This is a genomic window from Chitinophaga sp. 30R24 (assembly GCF_049056765.1).
In the GTDB taxonomy this organism is placed as follows: Bacteria; Bacteroidota; Bacteroidia; order Chitinophagales; family Chitinophagaceae; genus Chitinophaga.
On the sequence record NZ_JBJGXX010000002.1, the window covers coordinates 755,618 to 770,115 of the forward strand.

Below are 14,498 nucleotides of genomic sequence, written 5' to 3' on the forward strand. Positions count from 1 at the left end.
TGTTTCAATCATTTTGTATGAAAGCTATACCTGAAAGCAAGAAATTGGCACAAAATCATTCTATTTATGATGTAATCATTTCCGGCGCAGGGCCTGTAGGTCTATTCCTTGCCTGTGAACTGGCCTTGGCCCAATGTTCAGTCTTAATCCTGGAAAAGGCGGAAAATCCGCACTCGCCATTGAAGCAACTTCCTTTTGGGATGCGGGGACTCTCAGCGCCTACTATTGAAGCGCTTTACCGTCGTGGGTTGCTAAAAGAACTAGAGGTACCAAACCGCCTTAAAGATCCCTTTGGCACCTCAACTTCCGTACAAGGGCCGCAACCTCAGCGTCAGGTAGGACACTTCGCTGGCATTCCATTTCATTACGGCAATATTGATACCTCACAGTGGAGGTATCGCCTGCCAAGCTCGACTAGCACCCATTTGTTGTCTGAAATGGAGGAGCTTGAATCTGTGCTGGCTCGCCGTGCGGAAGCCTTGGGGGTAGAAATTAAGCGCGGGCTTGCTATTATTGACTTTCATCAAACGGCGGATGAGGTGATTGTTCAGTCAGGTGACCAATCTTTTAAAGGTAAGTGGCTAGTGGGTTGCGATGGAAGCCGTAGTGTTGTTCGCAAGGCGGGCGGTTTTGAATTTGCCGGTACAGAGCCACAATTTACCGGCTACTCTGCTCAGGTTGATATTGCCGACCCGGAGAAGCTCAGTCCAGGCAGAAACGTAACACCAACAGGCATGTACTTCCAATCCCAGCCAGGCTACCTAATGATGCAGGATTTTGATGCCGGGGCATTTCATATTCATCATGCAGAAAAGCCGGTTACGCTTGAACACGTGCAGGAGGTTATACGCCGTATCTCGAACACCGACGTTACTATCAGCGCCCTGCATATCGCAACCACGTGGACTGATCGGGCACGGCAGGCCACAACCTACCGCAACGGCAGGATACTTTTAGCTGGCGATGCTGCGCACATTCATTCGCCGTTGGGAGGCCAAGGGCTTAATCTTGGACTGGGCGATGCCATGAACCTGGGCTGGAAGCTCGCCGCAACCATCCAAAAGAAAGCGCCGGAAGGCTTGTTGGACAGTTATCATACTGAACGACACCCAATTGGTGCACAGGTTCTGGATTGGTCGCGCGCCCAGGTAGCAATCATGAAACCAGGCCCAGATGCCCGCGCGCTGAATGCAATTGTCCGCGACCTTATGAATACGCGCGATGGTGCCACCTATATTGCAGGAAGGGTGTGGGGCGTTTTCACGTACTACAATCTCGGTGGCGATCACCCACTAATAGGCCGCAGCGTTCCCAACTTTGAGTTCGAAGACGGTGCAAGAATTGGCGAGTTAATGCACGATGGCCAAGGAATACTGCTTGATTTTGAGAGGAATGCTTCACTTAAAACTTTGGCGAGTAAATATGGCGACCGAATCAAGTATATTTCAGGCAGTGCAAAAAACCGATTAGCTGTAAGCGCCGTACTGATACGTCCTGATGGGATTATCGCCTGGGCTGCTGACAACAACCCAGATTGCAGCGAACTCCAAAAGGCTGCCGCTCGCTGGTTTGTTTGTGCATCGTGTATTGGATAGCGTTTAAAAATTGATTGCGTCGCTTCCTTGCTGAAGTAGATCGTGTGAAATGGATTACTAGGAACGCATAAATTATACAATGCCTTAATAGGAAGGAACTACTTGAAAAGCAAAAAGGGCTGCTTTTTTGAAGCAGCCCTTTGAGGATTTCGTCAGAAATCCAATGTACCCCGGAACGGAGTTATTTGGAAAATATTACCTCTTTTTTGTCTGAAATACATGGTTTGTTTATCTCTGGTCTAGAAATAATTTAATTGACATATTATAATTATATATATATATATTCAATATTAACTTTGCTCTACAATAAATTATTATATTTTAAAATTTTCAGGGAAAAGCTGTATCGGTTGAATACTAAGCTTTTATAGAGATAATCAAAGAAGTCAGGTAACGATTTGGTAACGGTGCTTATTGCTTTGTTTTTCAATGTGTTTCCGTTAGCTCAAGGCAAATATACGAAAATTTATTTTGGTTGAATATAGTAAGACTTCGTATCAATTGGATAAAATTACAGTCGAACACCTAATAACACTATTGACTCTTTTTACCCTAAAAGGTCAAAAATTCATTCCAATAGAAAAAAAAGAAAACTATTCTACAAACGGATACCGATACAAACGGAATGGATAAAATGAAACAGCAGATTGAAAGCAACTACCGTCAGATAAAACAAGACATTGTACAGATTATCGAAACGGAATTGGAACGCATCAAGAATGACCCCGATTTGCAACATTTGGTGCAACAGGGATAATCACAGGGAAACGAAAAAAAGAGGCTGCCTAAAAGCAGGCTTTTAATATTAATTACCGCTGCATACCCAGATAATAGATGGCAAGCCTATTTCCAACAATGCTATTGATAAGTGCGTCAATTAACACTACAAACATCAGTTTTCTTTCACTTCGTTGAAATGTATAAGCATTCCGAAGAAATGTATAAATAGAATATAGTCATCTATCTGACCTTTGCATTATAATTTAAAATTGAAAAACAATGGCAAAAACAGTATTAATCACAGGAAGTTCTTCTGGCTTCGGAAAAGAAGCAGCAAAGCTGTTTCAAAAAAATGGGTGGAACGTAATTGCAACAATGCGTTCGCCTGAAGAAGAAACGGAACTAAATACATTGGAAAATGTTTTGGTAACAAAGTTAGATGTACAAAATGTTGACAGCATTCATTCGGGCATAAAAGCAGGTATTGAAAAGTTCGATAAAATTGACGTGGTGGTAAATAACGCAGGTTACGGCACATTTGGCGTTTTTGAAAACGCAACAAGCGAACAAATCAGACGGCAATTTGAAGTAAATGTTTTCGGATTAATGAACGTAACACAGGCCATATTGCCGCATTTCAGAGAAAACAAAAACGGGCTTTTTATCAATCTTTCATCAATGGGCGGAAAAATTACGTTGCCAATGATGAGTTTGTATCACGCCACCAAATTTGCTGTTGAGGGATTTACGGAATCATTGTTTCACGAGCTGTATTCACTCAACATTCACGTTAAATTGATTGAGCCGGGCGGTGTTGATACAAACTTCGGAAAAACTTCTATGGATTATATTTCGAATACCATCAAAGATTACGAGCCTTTCCTTGAAAATGCCAACAGTTATATTCAGAAATTTCTGACTGAAAGAAAAGCGGCAACAGTTGAAAATGTTGCTCACACAATATTCAGCGCAGCGACCGATGATAAAGAACAATTGCGATATGTAATTGGCAATGACGCACAAAATTTCATCAATCATTTGCATCCGCAAAATGACCAAGAATATGTGTCATATATGAAACAATTTTTTGGAACGAAAAATCAAACATTATGATTAAAAAAATGGCTATTGCTTTCTTAGCATTCATCTTATCATTTTCTTGTTTTGCACAAGACACAAATGATATTACTGCCACCAATAAAGCAATTATTAAAAAGGGATTTGAAGATTGGGAAAAAGGTGTCGGGAATTTGTTTCCGATAGTAGCTGACGATGTAAAATGGACGATAGAAAATTATACGGAAAGTACCGAAGGCTTTATAAGCAAACCTATTGTTTACAACAGCAAGGAAGCATTGCTGAACAGTGACCTGAAAACACTTTATGCAAAATTGGACGGTATCATCAAACCCAAACTTGTCGGCATTTACGCAGACGGAAATACGGTAATTGCTTATTGGGAGGGAATGGCAACAGCAAAAGACGGCTTACCATATTCCAACACATACGTTTGGCTGATAGAGATGGAAGACGGAAAAATTGTAAAACTAACAGCCTTTCTGAATATGAATGTAATGAATAAGCTTTTAAATAAGAAATAAGAACAATGAAAATAGCATTAGTAACAGGTGCAAATACAGGCATCGGCTATGAAATAGCGAAACAACTGGCAGAGAAAAATATCACAGTTTTATTGGGTGCAAGAGACGCTCGGAAAGGTCAAACAGTCGCAAAGAACTTGCAAGAAACAGGCTTAGATGTTCGGTTTGTAAAACTTGATGTCAGTCAATCAAAAGATATTAACGAAATAAAAAACTACATCGAAAATGAATTTGGGAAATTGGATATTCTTGTAAACAATGCGGGTGTGTTTTTAGATGGAGAATGGTTTGGCAACAATACAGAAACAGTTTTAATGAAAACACTTCGTGATACGTTTGACATCAATTATTTCGGTGCGGTAGAATTGACGCAAACATTATTACCCTTCATCAAAAAAAGCGAAGCAGGACGTATTGTAAACATCAGCAGTGCATCAGGTTCATTTGGGGTACACTTAAATCCTGAACATTGGTTGTATGCACTAAAACCTTACGCTTACAGTGCTTCCAAAACAGCGCTCAATCAATTTACGGTTTTCTTGGCGCACGCTTTACGTGATACGAACATTAAAGTAAATGCTGTTCATCCGGGCTGGGTACAAACAGCTATCGGTTCAGAACGTGCACCACTTACACCTGCCGAAGGTGCAAAAATGGGTGTTGAATTAGCGATATTAGCTGATGATGGACAATCTAACACTTTTTCAGAGACAGGGAATCAATTACCTTGGTAATCAATATTCTAAAACTTCAAAACAATGGCAAAAACAATATTGACCACAGGAGCATCTTCAGGTTTCGGGAAAGAAACAGCAAAACTGTTTCAAAAAAATGGTTGGAATGTAATCGCAACGATGCGTTCGCCTGAAAAAGAAAATGAGTTATCTCAACTGGACAATGTTTTATTATTGCAGTTAGATGTAACTAACAAGCAAAACATTGATGAAGCCGTAAAAAAGGCATTGAAAATTCGGTACAATTGATGTTTTAGTAAACAATGCAGGTTACGCATTGGGAGGCATTTTTGAAGCCGCTACCGAAGCACAAATTCAAAAGCAATATGCGGTAAATGTTTTCGGATTGATGAATGTAACACAAGCTGTACTTCCGATTATGCGTAAAAACAAAAACGGTACTATCATAAACATTTCTTCTTTTGGCGGAGTTACAGCAGCAGAATTTATCAGTCTGTATAACAGTTCAAAATTTGCGGTAGAAGGTTTGTCCGAAGCGTTATCACACGAATTGGCGTTCTTGAACATTGTCGTAAAAATTGTTGAACCGGGTAGCGTGGCAACCAATTTCAGAAATGGAATGGAAATGACTAAAAATGAAATTGGAGATTACAATCCACGCTTGGCAACTTTTGTTCAACGATATGCAAAACGCACCGAACACCTTAAAAAAGCAAGTGCGGAAGACGTTGCCAATACAATTTATGAAGCAGCGACAGACGAAAAGCCACGCTTGCGTTACGTTGTAGGCGATGACGCACACTTTTATATAGATTTGAAAATGAAAAAAAGCGAAGCCGAATTGCTGAAAATATTGCGTAACTAATTTGTAAATTTGTTTTCATTATGCAACAAAAAATAATTGACATAAAATCCATTAGTGAACTGAATGATGTTTACGGTTATGAGAAGCCAAAGCACCCTTTGATTTCAGCTATTGACCTTGCAAAAGTCAGTGGACAAAAAGTTCAGGCAGATACGATGTATCGGGTGCATTTTTATTCGGTTTACCTAAAAACAACAAAAGGTGCAATAAAATACGGAAAGGCATATTACGATTTTGATGAGGCTACGTTGATATTTACTGCACCTTATCAAACAATTTCTTCCAATTCCAATATTGAACTTGAACAAGGTTGGTGTTTGGCTTTTCATTCTGATTTATTAAACCGGACAGAATTGGGAAAAACTATCGGCAACTATTCGTTTTTTAATTACGATGCTAACGAGGCATTGCACGTATCGGAGGATGAAAAAAACACTTTGGAAAATTGCATTGAAAATATCAAAAAAGAATACGGTCAAAATATCGACCAACACACGCAAGGTCTGATTGTGAATAATATTGAGTTGTTTCTAAACTATTGCACTCGTTTTTATAATAGACAATTTATCACAAGAGCAAAAATCAATAATGATATTGTACAGCGTTTTGAACATTTGCTGAAAACGCATTTTTCACAAGAAACATTGATTGAAATAGGTTTACCCGATGTAAAATACTTCGCCGCAAAATTGAGTTTGTCGCCTAACTATTTATCCGATTTGTTGCAAAAATATACAGGAAAATCGACACAGGAGCACATTCATTTGCAGTTAGTAGAAAAGGCAAAAACATTATTGTGGAGTACCAACAAATCAGTAAGCGAAATTGCATTTGATTTAGGGTTTGAATATCCCTCTCATTTCACAAAGATTTTCAAAAACAAAACAGGTACATCGCCTTTGGAATTTAGACAATCGATTAATTAAATCAACTGGAGTAATAGTTTTTTTAAAGTAATGCAGGTTGCTTATCAGCTGTTGCAATTAGAATTGCTATGTCTAATAAATATCAAATAGTTTAATTTTCGGATAAAGGCTATACAAAAGTACAGCCCGATAATGTATTGCTTGATATTAACGTGCTTTGCGTTTCTTTCAGTCAACTCTGGATGATGCCTAAAATACAGGCTTTTTCTATTAGCAACCAAACACCAAGATTTTAAAATAACTAAATGGATAAATTTTATAATGATGTGCTATATAAGCTGGAAACGGCAATCAACGAATTAGAGATTGAAGTTGATTACTCTATACAACGGATAGAAGCCGTTATAGATACCATCCTCAAATGCTTGTCTGAATTAAAGGAATATGTTCTAAATAGAGGATTTAAGAGTATCAAAGAGGAAATCCATTTTTTCAAATATCAGAAACCTGCCATCGTTTCAAAACTAATTTACTATAATGCCATTTATAAAATCGAAACCAAAAAGCCTTACGGTGCAAAACCTATTAAGAAATACCTGAATAATGAATTGAGAAAACTCAAAAGATATTTCGACAACAACCTTGAATTTTACAAATACTACCGAACCAATAATTCTTTTATTGATGATAAGCTCTTTGTAAGGGGTAAGTACGACATTAAGCTAAGTTTAGACACATTTTATTTTGAGGCAGACCATAGGTTTTCCACTTCCCACGATTATAAAGTAGCGAAGATTATAGCGAACGACCTGATACAAGTCTATCTTGAAGACCAGCTTCTCAACACGGCATATCAGGATAAATCAACAGACCTCCCGAAATTAAATTGGACAAGCAGTAAAACAGCAATGATAGAATTGATTTACGCACTACATTCACAAGGTGTGTTTGACAATAGGAATGCAGATATTAAAGTCATTGCCAAAACATTTGAACGCATTTTTAATATTGACTTAGGGGACGTTTTACCATACGTTTATGGAACTTAAATCCCGGAAAATAAACCGAACGAAATTCCTTGACAGTTTGCGTGATGCCCTGATTAAGAAAATGGATGAAGCGGACGAAAGATAGCATCTGTTTCATTGCAAATGCCTGGCTTCAAATTCTTCCGTCAGTGCAATCATCTTTTGGCACAATACAGCAAGTTCTGCCGTTTGTTTTTCCAATTTGTATAGATAAGCTGCCGCTTTTTTCTCTGAAAAATTACGGTATAACATCTTCACAATTTGGTTGTAGTTTACACCAATACTCCTGAACTGGCTGTGGAAATTGGTTAACCGCATATAGTAATCCATAGTAACCTTATCAATTTTTACTGTCTTTATTTCTTTTCCAAACAACACGGAAGTAATGAATTTAGCCTTTGTATGCAGACCCGATTTCTCAAACATTGCTAAAAATCGAGCGTTTTCTTCATCGGCAAGCCTGAACATATACCTGTTTTGTGCGGGGTTAAGCTTTGGTTTTCTACCGCCTTTGTTCCATTTTTTTCTTTGATTTCCATCCATAACAATCCATTTGAAATTTGTAACCATTCGACTTCGGAGAAATGGTTTAGCTCCCTGCTTAAGGGCAAGTGGTTTTGAGCAGCGGAATTTATTTCGAGCAGCTCAAAACACAACTTGCCGTGTTCCGGTGAACACAATAATCCACTCTTCGAGATGGATTAGAGTTAGCAGAGAAAATGCTCATCTCCTGTATCAAAATTCGGAAAGAATAATAGAAAACCTGTAAGCCATTGGACACCAAACACTGCCACCGAATACCATATTTCTGTGGTTGTTGCATATCTCCTTTTATTTGTCCGAACAATGAGCAAGTTGCACAAACGGAGAAACGTACAAACGGTCATATACAGCTCCCAATGTTCGAAAATACAAACAGCAGAGCAACACACCGTAGGTTTATTTGAAGCTACGTACGATATACAAGAGCTACAAATAAAAACAGGTGCAGTTATACAGTTGTATTAAAGAACAAACGACAAAATTTACAAACAGATAAACATAAAAATTATGAACAGAGACAATGAGAAAAAAGTGACACCGGATATTGATGAAGCGAAAATGATGGAATTGATGGTGGATGGAGTAAGAAAAGATGGCTTTAAAGTTCCTGCTGAAGAACCAATCCAACAGCCGGAAAAAGAAAGACCTGTTTCAAGAGAACGAAGCAGAGTAAAAAGTAATAATCAGGCTGATTATGAAAAGATATTTTTTAAGGAAGTAAAGAGTACGGCACGTCACGGGAAATCCGTATATATTGACCCCGACCATCACAAAAAACTCTCCCGTATCGTTCAGGTTATCGGAGAAGATAATATTACAATCTATGCTTATCTATGTAATTTATTGGATTACCATTTTCAGGAGTTTGAACAGCAGATAACGGCAAGCTTCAACGAAAAGAATAAGCCTATTTTTTAGACCGTAAATGTGATGCTTCATCCTCTTAAAATTGTTTCCAAAAGAAAAAAACAGAAAAAAAAGAAAGCCATTCAAACAAGGTAGACAAGCGAAAACCAAAAGGAAACGGAATAAGTCCCGAAGGGAGGCAAGGCACATAAAAAACTCGGCGAAGCCACCTTATTTGCCCTGCCATTATGCCGTAGTCTTTTGGTTGGGCGGTGCGGTGGGTGTCCGCTTTATCTTTGCTACCTTTTTGTTCTTTTTTTGGGTACATTTTCAACTATTCAATTTGGCAACTGAACGCCAAATGCTACCTCTGAAAGCAATATTGGAAAGCCACGTATAAGTACCTTATATTTTTGAAGTTCAAAATGATGCAGATATGGAAATAACGGTTTTGGACATTCAGATTTCGAAAGCACTACACAAGGAAGTAAAGGAAGTTGCCCGATTGATTGCGGAAATTACTGCACCCTATAAAGCATTGCAGCAGGCAACGAAATGGCTCGACCAACAGGAAGCCTGCCAACTGCTCAATATCAGCAAAAGAACGTTACAGACTTACAGGGCAAAAGGTATTCTTGGGGCAACGCAAATCAACCGGAAGACATATTTCAGATTATCCGATGTGGAATTATTGATGCGGGGAGAGCAACCATTAAAAAAGCAAAAGAAATGAAACAGATTGGAAATTCAAACGAGGATATGCTTGCTCTGCTCGAAGCTGTGGTAGGCATCAAAAACGAACTGCTGTATATCAGGGAATATTTCCACCCTCTCTTAAAAGGGGAAATCTACCTGTCAGGCGAACAGGTTTGCGAGATGTTGCATATCAGCAAACGGACGTTACAACAGTACAGAGATGACGGACTGATACCTTTTATCAAACTCGAACGAAAAATCTTGTTTCGTGAAAGTGATATTGTGAGGGTGTTGGAAGAAAATTATAATCGATAATTTTTGTGAAGGCAGAACAGGGAAAAATGACTAACTCAATTAATCTGCTCCTCTTACTCTCTCTACATTAATTTCAAATTCAGTCTTTTTAGTTCTATCATCTAACTCTACATTGGTATAATCAAATTGCCTTGCAACTGTATTAAGAATAAACCTTCTTTGTTCATTATCTTCCAATACTTTAGAATGATAAAAATGACTTTTTATCCCCATAATGGTCTGAGTAATGAAATACAATGAAACCTTATTATCAGGGAAAGTATTTAAATTACCATTTATTTCATAAGCAGTGTTTATCATAATCATTTCGTGAATCTCGTATCCACTTTTGCTCATATGGAGTGATTGAGTATCTTCTGTAAATAACTCTTCTTTTTTTGGAAGATATTTACCAAGTGCTTTTTTCATCTCATCTGAATATAGATGAATAAAAACAACGGAAGATTTCTCAATAAACTCAGAATCATCTATTATTAAGCTAGGAGATTCGTTTAGAATTAATATTAAAGCAACGGCTAATTTTTGAGGAACTATTTCATCAGAAAAGGTGTGTATTTCCAAATTAATTTTTCCTGCTATCGATACAATGAAAATCATTTCATCGTTTACCTCCCTAACTGAAAATATTGATAGCTTACTTGACAGATTTTCAAAAATTATCTCTAAATCATCTTGGTCTAATAGATTTCTTGATTGTTCAATCCCAATTCCTAATATACTATATGAGAATCGAGATTTACCGATATTATCAATTATTAAAGTGATAATTTTTTTAAATATTCTTTTCCCCTCTTGAAGTTCAAGTCCTTCACAATAATTTATAAAAGACAGGAAGGATCTGATTGCATTTTCTTTACTTTCTTCAGTTGTAAAATATCTCTCATATAAACTTTCAAAGTTAGATTCAACGGATTCAGTACTTGAGTTATCTAATATCAAACTAAACGTATCATCTACATTGATTCTAGTAGCTGTATTTTGAATAAGTTGATTTATCTGTTTATTTGCCTCTATTTGATGTCCTTCGTCATTGTAAATGCTAATTGCTTTTGAAATGTTATACTGATATGATTCTGAAAATTGGTCAATTCTTGAATAATAGGAAGCACTTTCAACTAGTGATTCAGCAGCTTTTAAAGGTTCTTCCATCAATAAAAAAGTGTCTGCTTTCTCTCTAAAAGCGTTTGCTACACCATAATAAAAATTCAAATCTTTACTTATAGCGATTGATTTATTCGCATATTCGATACTATCCTTATAATTACCAGTATCTCGTTCTATGGCAGATAAAATCCAATAAATTCTCCCTTCATCTTTTCGTAAGTTATATTCCCTACATTTGATTAAAGCTTCTTCGTATATTTTTTTAGCTTCTTCAATATCTCCTTCATCTCTTATAATATTGCCGTAATTGATTAGGTTTAAAATTACCTTATCTTTCATTTCATATTTCTGACAAAGCTGTATGGCTTTATTGCCAAACTCTTTAGCTTTTTCATAATTACCTTTCTGTCTATAAATACTTGTTAGTGCATTTAATACTATTACCTCAATTGAAAATTCAGATGATTCTTCGATCAATCCTAAAAGTTGTAGTCCATATTTTTCAGCTTCATCTCTGTATTCATTAATTTGACCTAAACAAGTAACTAAATTTACAAGACTACTTAACATTCCGGTTTTATCACCCAATTCTTCAAATATCTCAAAAGCTTCTTTACAAGCTTTTGCTCCCTTTTCAAATTCTGATAAATCAACATATATTTTTGATAGATTGACAAGGAGTGGTGCTTTGAATTCCTTTGCATCTTCTGAAATTTTACCAAAAACCTTATCTGCTATTTGCTTAGCTTCTTCAACTTTTCCATCTTCAATAAGATTCATTGCTTTAAACATAAGAGCACTTGCATAAAACTTCTTTTTTCCTGTTTTTTTTAAATGCTCTAATGATTTATCAATACAAATAGTAGATTGCTCCCGATTTCCTAAAAGATGATGTACGTGACACAAATGATAATTTAAATAGCCCTTATCAAGATCGCTACTTACAAATCTTAATTTAGTTTGTAGTACTTTTAAAGCAAAACCTAGTTCCCCCCAACTTATTAAGCTTGGAAAAACATCATATAAATATTTTTCAATTTTTTCTGGAACAATATCAATAAGAAGGTAAGTAGCTTGGATTATTTCTTCTTTAGATAAGTAATAGTTTCCAAGTTTTTCTTTGTAGTGATTAACAATTCCTTTACTATCAAGCTTATCAAAAACAAATTCGTCAAATGATGGATGAAATAACTCTAGATATCCATTCCTGTTATTTATTAATGATGATATATTATCTATCTCATTTGATAACTCAATGATTGAAGCTGAATTTAAAATTTCACTAAGCTCTGAAATATTAATGTTAAAATATGGAACAGAAATAAATGCTAAAATTTCTTGATGAACAGGAGTTAAACCATTCCAAATAGAATTTTGATATTCAACTAAACTTTCGGGTAGTGGGGATATTTTAAACCGAGAGAAATAGAAAAGATACAGAGGGTTACCCTTGGATGCTATCAAAATAGCATTGAGATCTAATTTTGATGGAGATATTCCATATGAAGATAGAAACTCAATAACCTCTTCATCGGTAAAAGGAGAACACTGATAAGAACTTATACCAGTTGATTCAAACAAACTTTTGTTCCTTGAAACAAAGAGAAAAGTAGTGTCAAATTTTGAAAGTGTAATTAATTTAGAAACAGTTTCTTTATCCCGCTCACAATCATCAATAATAAAAAATTGTTTAGATTTTTGTAAACAAACCTGTAACCACTCTAATGCTTCTTCAACATTTTTGAGTTCAATAAGATCTTCATTGTTCGACAACCTTATTTTGTTGACTAAATACGAGATGATAGATACAGAAGATTTACCTTTTACTGATATGTAAACAGTATCATCAATTTTATTTGAGATTTGGTAAATAGAAGTTGTTTTACCAATTCCAGGCTCCCCGTACAGTAAAACCTGTCTTTTCTCTTTTAATAAACTTTCTATTTTTTCTACTTCAGAATTTCTGGAAATCAGTTTTTTATTTTCAAACTCTTTTGAAAGAATATCGAAATAAGCAAAGGAATTAAGCTCCTTTAATTTATCTTGTTTTTCTTTCTTTAATAGAGCAACAACCTCGGGAGAACTGTGAAGTTCCATATTTCCCGCAATGTTGTATATATTTTCTGCGTTCTGTTCTTCTATATTCATCTACGATTTAATCCTTTTTTGGTTTATAATCTCCCTGAATATTGAAAATGCTTTTTCCGGCATTTTGAACTCCTATATTAAATCCTTTTTCATTTTTAAATTCCATCTTCGAAACATTGGTGATCTGTTCCTGATTTTCTTCAATCCATTTTTTTACTTCGTTGTAAAGTTCTTCATTATATGGTCTTTCTGAAATTTCTTCGTAACTATCCTCCACATCTCTAAATGGTTTGGATGTATTTTTAGATTCAGTATTGCATATTATTTCTATGTATTTATCTGCATCTTCTTCTTTTTGAAAAAATTTACTAATCCTATTTTTTAATGTTGAAAAATCGAGCACTTTTTTTAAACCATCATATGTTGCACTTGCAATCACTTTAGAGGCTATTCCTGCTTTTTCTGCTAATAAAAAAGCACAAAGGGATGAAAATATAGTTACCATTTCTGTTTCCATTATTTTTTTAAGTAGTTTTCTAATTCTCTTTGGTCATTTTTAACTTGATTAACAATGCGTTCTTCTGTATAGAAACCATCCGAAGGATAATAACTATCAAATGATTCATATGTTCCAAGTAGATATTCTTGTATTCTGTTTGGATATCCTTCTTTTGTAAAATCAGGAGACAAATTGTCCATCTGCTTTAATCTTTCAAAAATTGTCAAATTACAAATGGCTTGTTTTATAATCTCCATATCATAAGTTCCACTTAGTTTTTTTTGTATATCACCTAACCATAAATTGCTTAATTTGTTATAGGTTAGTGGTAATAACGATTTCATTTCGGAAACCCTTCTTTCTGTTATTTTTTCTATAGATTCCTTTGGTGGTTTTGGAAATTTACTAGGGTCAAATGATGATTTTCCTTTTACAGCTTGATAAGTCATTGCAGTTGAATTATTGGAAATATCATCTTGTTTACAAAAATGAAAATCTTTTTTGATAAAGTATTTTTTACTTTGTTTGATAATTTTATTCGCATTCCCAATAACATAGCCAATAGCTATACCGTCAGCTTTAGAATAGTTAGCTTTAAAATTTAAATAATTCTGACCTAATGTATCAATTTCCTTAAAGTGGGTCTGAACCATAAAAATGGGAGTTACTCTATTTCTTAGATTTTTTGGAATCATTCTGTTATGGAATCTATCAATTTCAGGAGAAATTGCTATTGTATATCCACCTTCATTATTCTCAATGAATTCCATACTAACGGCATCCCCATCATCATTTGATTTTGAAATCCATCCTAACAAATTATCCATAAATTTCTCGGCTGGTTCTTCATTTTGAAACATAAATGCCATTTGTACAGGAATCATTTCTTCTTCACTTTCTCCTTGTCTAAAAATGTAGGCAACACCTCTACAATCAGCCTTTTTAAACAAATCTGAAAACTCCATATCGCCTAATAATATAAAAAATGGTTTTACGCCATAATCGAAACCAATTTTTGTAAAGTTATTCTTGCTCAT

General features: G+C 35.6%; 16 protein-coding genes and 1 pseudogene. 12 read left to right on the top strand and 5 right to left on the bottom strand.

Features of this window, described 5'->3' with window-relative positions; genetic code table 11:
• Nucleotides 1-17: 17 nt before the first annotated feature.
• The 9 genes and pseudogenes from ACDQ55_RS09595 (at nt 18) to ACDQ55_RS09635 (ending at nt 7,476) form a co-directional block, all read left to right on the top strand.
• Nucleotides 18-1,595 (top strand): FAD-dependent monooxygenase, encoded by a 1,578-nt coding sequence (locus ACDQ55_RS09595; RefSeq protein WP_420981158.1) that lies wholly within the window; start codon nt 18-20, stop codon nt 1,593-1,595.
• Nucleotides 1,596-2,229: 634 nt separating this feature from the next.
• Nucleotides 2,230-2,352, top strand: coding sequence for a hypothetical protein (locus ACDQ55_RS09600; protein WP_420981159.1), 123 nt, complete (start codon nt 2,230-2,232; stop codon nt 2,350-2,352).
• Between the two features lie 242 nt (nt 2,353-2,594).
• Nucleotides 2,595-3,428, top strand: a complete 834-nt coding sequence (locus tag ACDQ55_RS09605) for an SDR family oxidoreductase (RefSeq protein WP_420981160.1) — start codon at nt 2,595-2,597, stop codon at nt 3,426-3,428.
• On the top strand, nt 3,425-3,916 hold the full coding sequence (locus tag ACDQ55_RS09610; RefSeq protein WP_420981161.1) for a nuclear transport factor 2 family protein: 492 nt from the start codon (nt 3,425-3,427) through the stop codon (nt 3,914-3,916). Before ACDQ55_RS09605 ends, ACDQ55_RS09610 begins: the two co-directional genes overlap by 4 nt.
• Nucleotides 3,917-3,921: 5 nt before the next feature.
• Nucleotides 3,922-4,650 carry an SDR family oxidoreductase gene (locus tag ACDQ55_RS09615; protein WP_420981162.1) on the top strand — a complete coding sequence of 243 codons (729 nt, stop codon included), beginning with the start codon at nt 3,922-3,924 and terminating at the stop codon, nt 4,648-4,650.
• 24 nt (nt 4,651-4,674) lie between these two features.
• A pseudogene (locus ACDQ55_RS09620) lies at nt 4,675-5,476 on the top strand (SDR family oxidoreductase).
• Nucleotides 5,477-5,496: 20 nt separating this feature from the next.
• Nucleotides 5,497-6,402 carry a helix-turn-helix domain-containing protein gene (locus tag ACDQ55_RS09625; RefSeq protein WP_420981163.1) on the top strand — a complete coding sequence of 302 codons (906 nt, stop codon included), beginning with the start codon at nt 5,497-5,499 and terminating at the stop codon, nt 6,400-6,402.
• A 245-nt stretch (nt 6,403-6,647) separates the two neighbouring features.
• A complete protein-coding gene (locus ACDQ55_RS09630) occupies nt 6,648-7,391 on the top strand; it encodes an RteC domain-containing protein (RefSeq protein WP_420981164.1) in 744 nt (247 codons plus the stop codon).
• On the top strand, nt 7,381-7,476 hold the full coding sequence (locus ACDQ55_RS09635) for an RteC domain-containing protein (protein ID WP_420981165.1): 96 nt from the start codon (nt 7,381-7,383) through the stop codon (nt 7,474-7,476). The genes ACDQ55_RS09630 and ACDQ55_RS09635 overlap by 11 nt, the downstream gene beginning before the upstream one ends.
• An 8-nt stretch (nt 7,477-7,484) precedes the next feature.
• Here the strand turns inward: ACDQ55_RS09635 and mobA are convergent, their stop codons facing one another.
• Nucleotides 7,485-7,913 (bottom strand): conjugal transfer protein MobA, encoded by a 429-nt coding sequence (gene mobA, locus ACDQ55_RS09640; RefSeq protein ID WP_420981166.1) that lies wholly within the window; start codon nt 7,911-7,913, stop codon nt 7,485-7,487.
• A 507-nt stretch (nt 7,914-8,420) separates the two neighbouring features.
• Between mobA and ACDQ55_RS09645 the strand changes: the two genes are divergently transcribed.
• Entirely contained in the window at nt 8,421-8,831 is a 411-nt protein-coding gene (locus ACDQ55_RS09645) for a DUF3408 domain-containing protein (RefSeq protein WP_420981167.1), read from the top strand.
• A 25-nt stretch (nt 8,832-8,856) separates the two neighbouring features.
• On the opposite strand, the gene ACDQ55_RS09650 is transcribed toward ACDQ55_RS09645, so the two are convergent.
• Nucleotides 8,857-9,087, bottom strand: a complete 231-nt coding sequence (locus ACDQ55_RS09650) for a hypothetical protein (protein ID WP_420981168.1) — start codon at nt 9,085-9,087, stop codon at nt 8,857-8,859.
• Between the two features lie 108 nt (nt 9,088-9,195).
• Between ACDQ55_RS09650 and ACDQ55_RS09655 the strand changes: the two genes are divergently transcribed.
• Together ACDQ55_RS09655 and ACDQ55_RS09660 are read left to right on the top strand one after the other, a co-directional pair.
• Nucleotides 9,196-9,492, top strand: coding sequence for a helix-turn-helix domain-containing protein (locus ACDQ55_RS09655; RefSeq protein ID WP_420981169.1), 297 nt, complete (start codon nt 9,196-9,198; stop codon nt 9,490-9,492).
• Nucleotides 9,489-9,770 carry a helix-turn-helix domain-containing protein gene (locus tag ACDQ55_RS09660; RefSeq protein ID WP_420981170.1) on the top strand — a complete coding sequence of 94 codons (282 nt, stop codon included), beginning with the start codon at nt 9,489-9,491 and terminating at the stop codon, nt 9,768-9,770. The genes ACDQ55_RS09655 and ACDQ55_RS09660 overlap by 4 nt, the downstream gene beginning before the upstream one ends.
• Before the next feature lie 39 nt (nt 9,771-9,809).
• Here ACDQ55_RS09660 and ACDQ55_RS09665 read toward each other — a convergent pair whose 3' ends face one another.
• Genes ACDQ55_RS09665 through ACDQ55_RS09675 form a run of 3 tightly spaced genes read right to left on the bottom strand, consistent with a single transcriptional unit; the run spans nt 9,810 to nt 14,498 of the window.
• On the bottom strand, nt 9,810-13,022 hold the full coding sequence (locus ACDQ55_RS09665; protein WP_420981171.1) for a tetratricopeptide repeat protein: 3,213 nt from the start codon (nt 13,020-13,022) through the stop codon (nt 9,810-9,812).
• A gap of 7 nt (nt 13,023-13,029) precedes the next feature.
• Nucleotides 13,030-13,479: a hypothetical protein gene (locus ACDQ55_RS09670; RefSeq protein ID WP_420981172.1), complete on the bottom strand. Its 450-nt coding sequence runs from the start codon at nt 13,477-13,479 to the stop codon at nt 13,030-13,032.
• Nucleotides 13,479-14,498, bottom strand: a complete 1,020-nt coding sequence (locus tag ACDQ55_RS09675; protein ID WP_420981173.1) for a hypothetical protein — start codon at nt 14,496-14,498, stop codon at nt 13,479-13,481. Before ACDQ55_RS09675 ends, ACDQ55_RS09670 begins: the two co-directional genes overlap by 1 nt.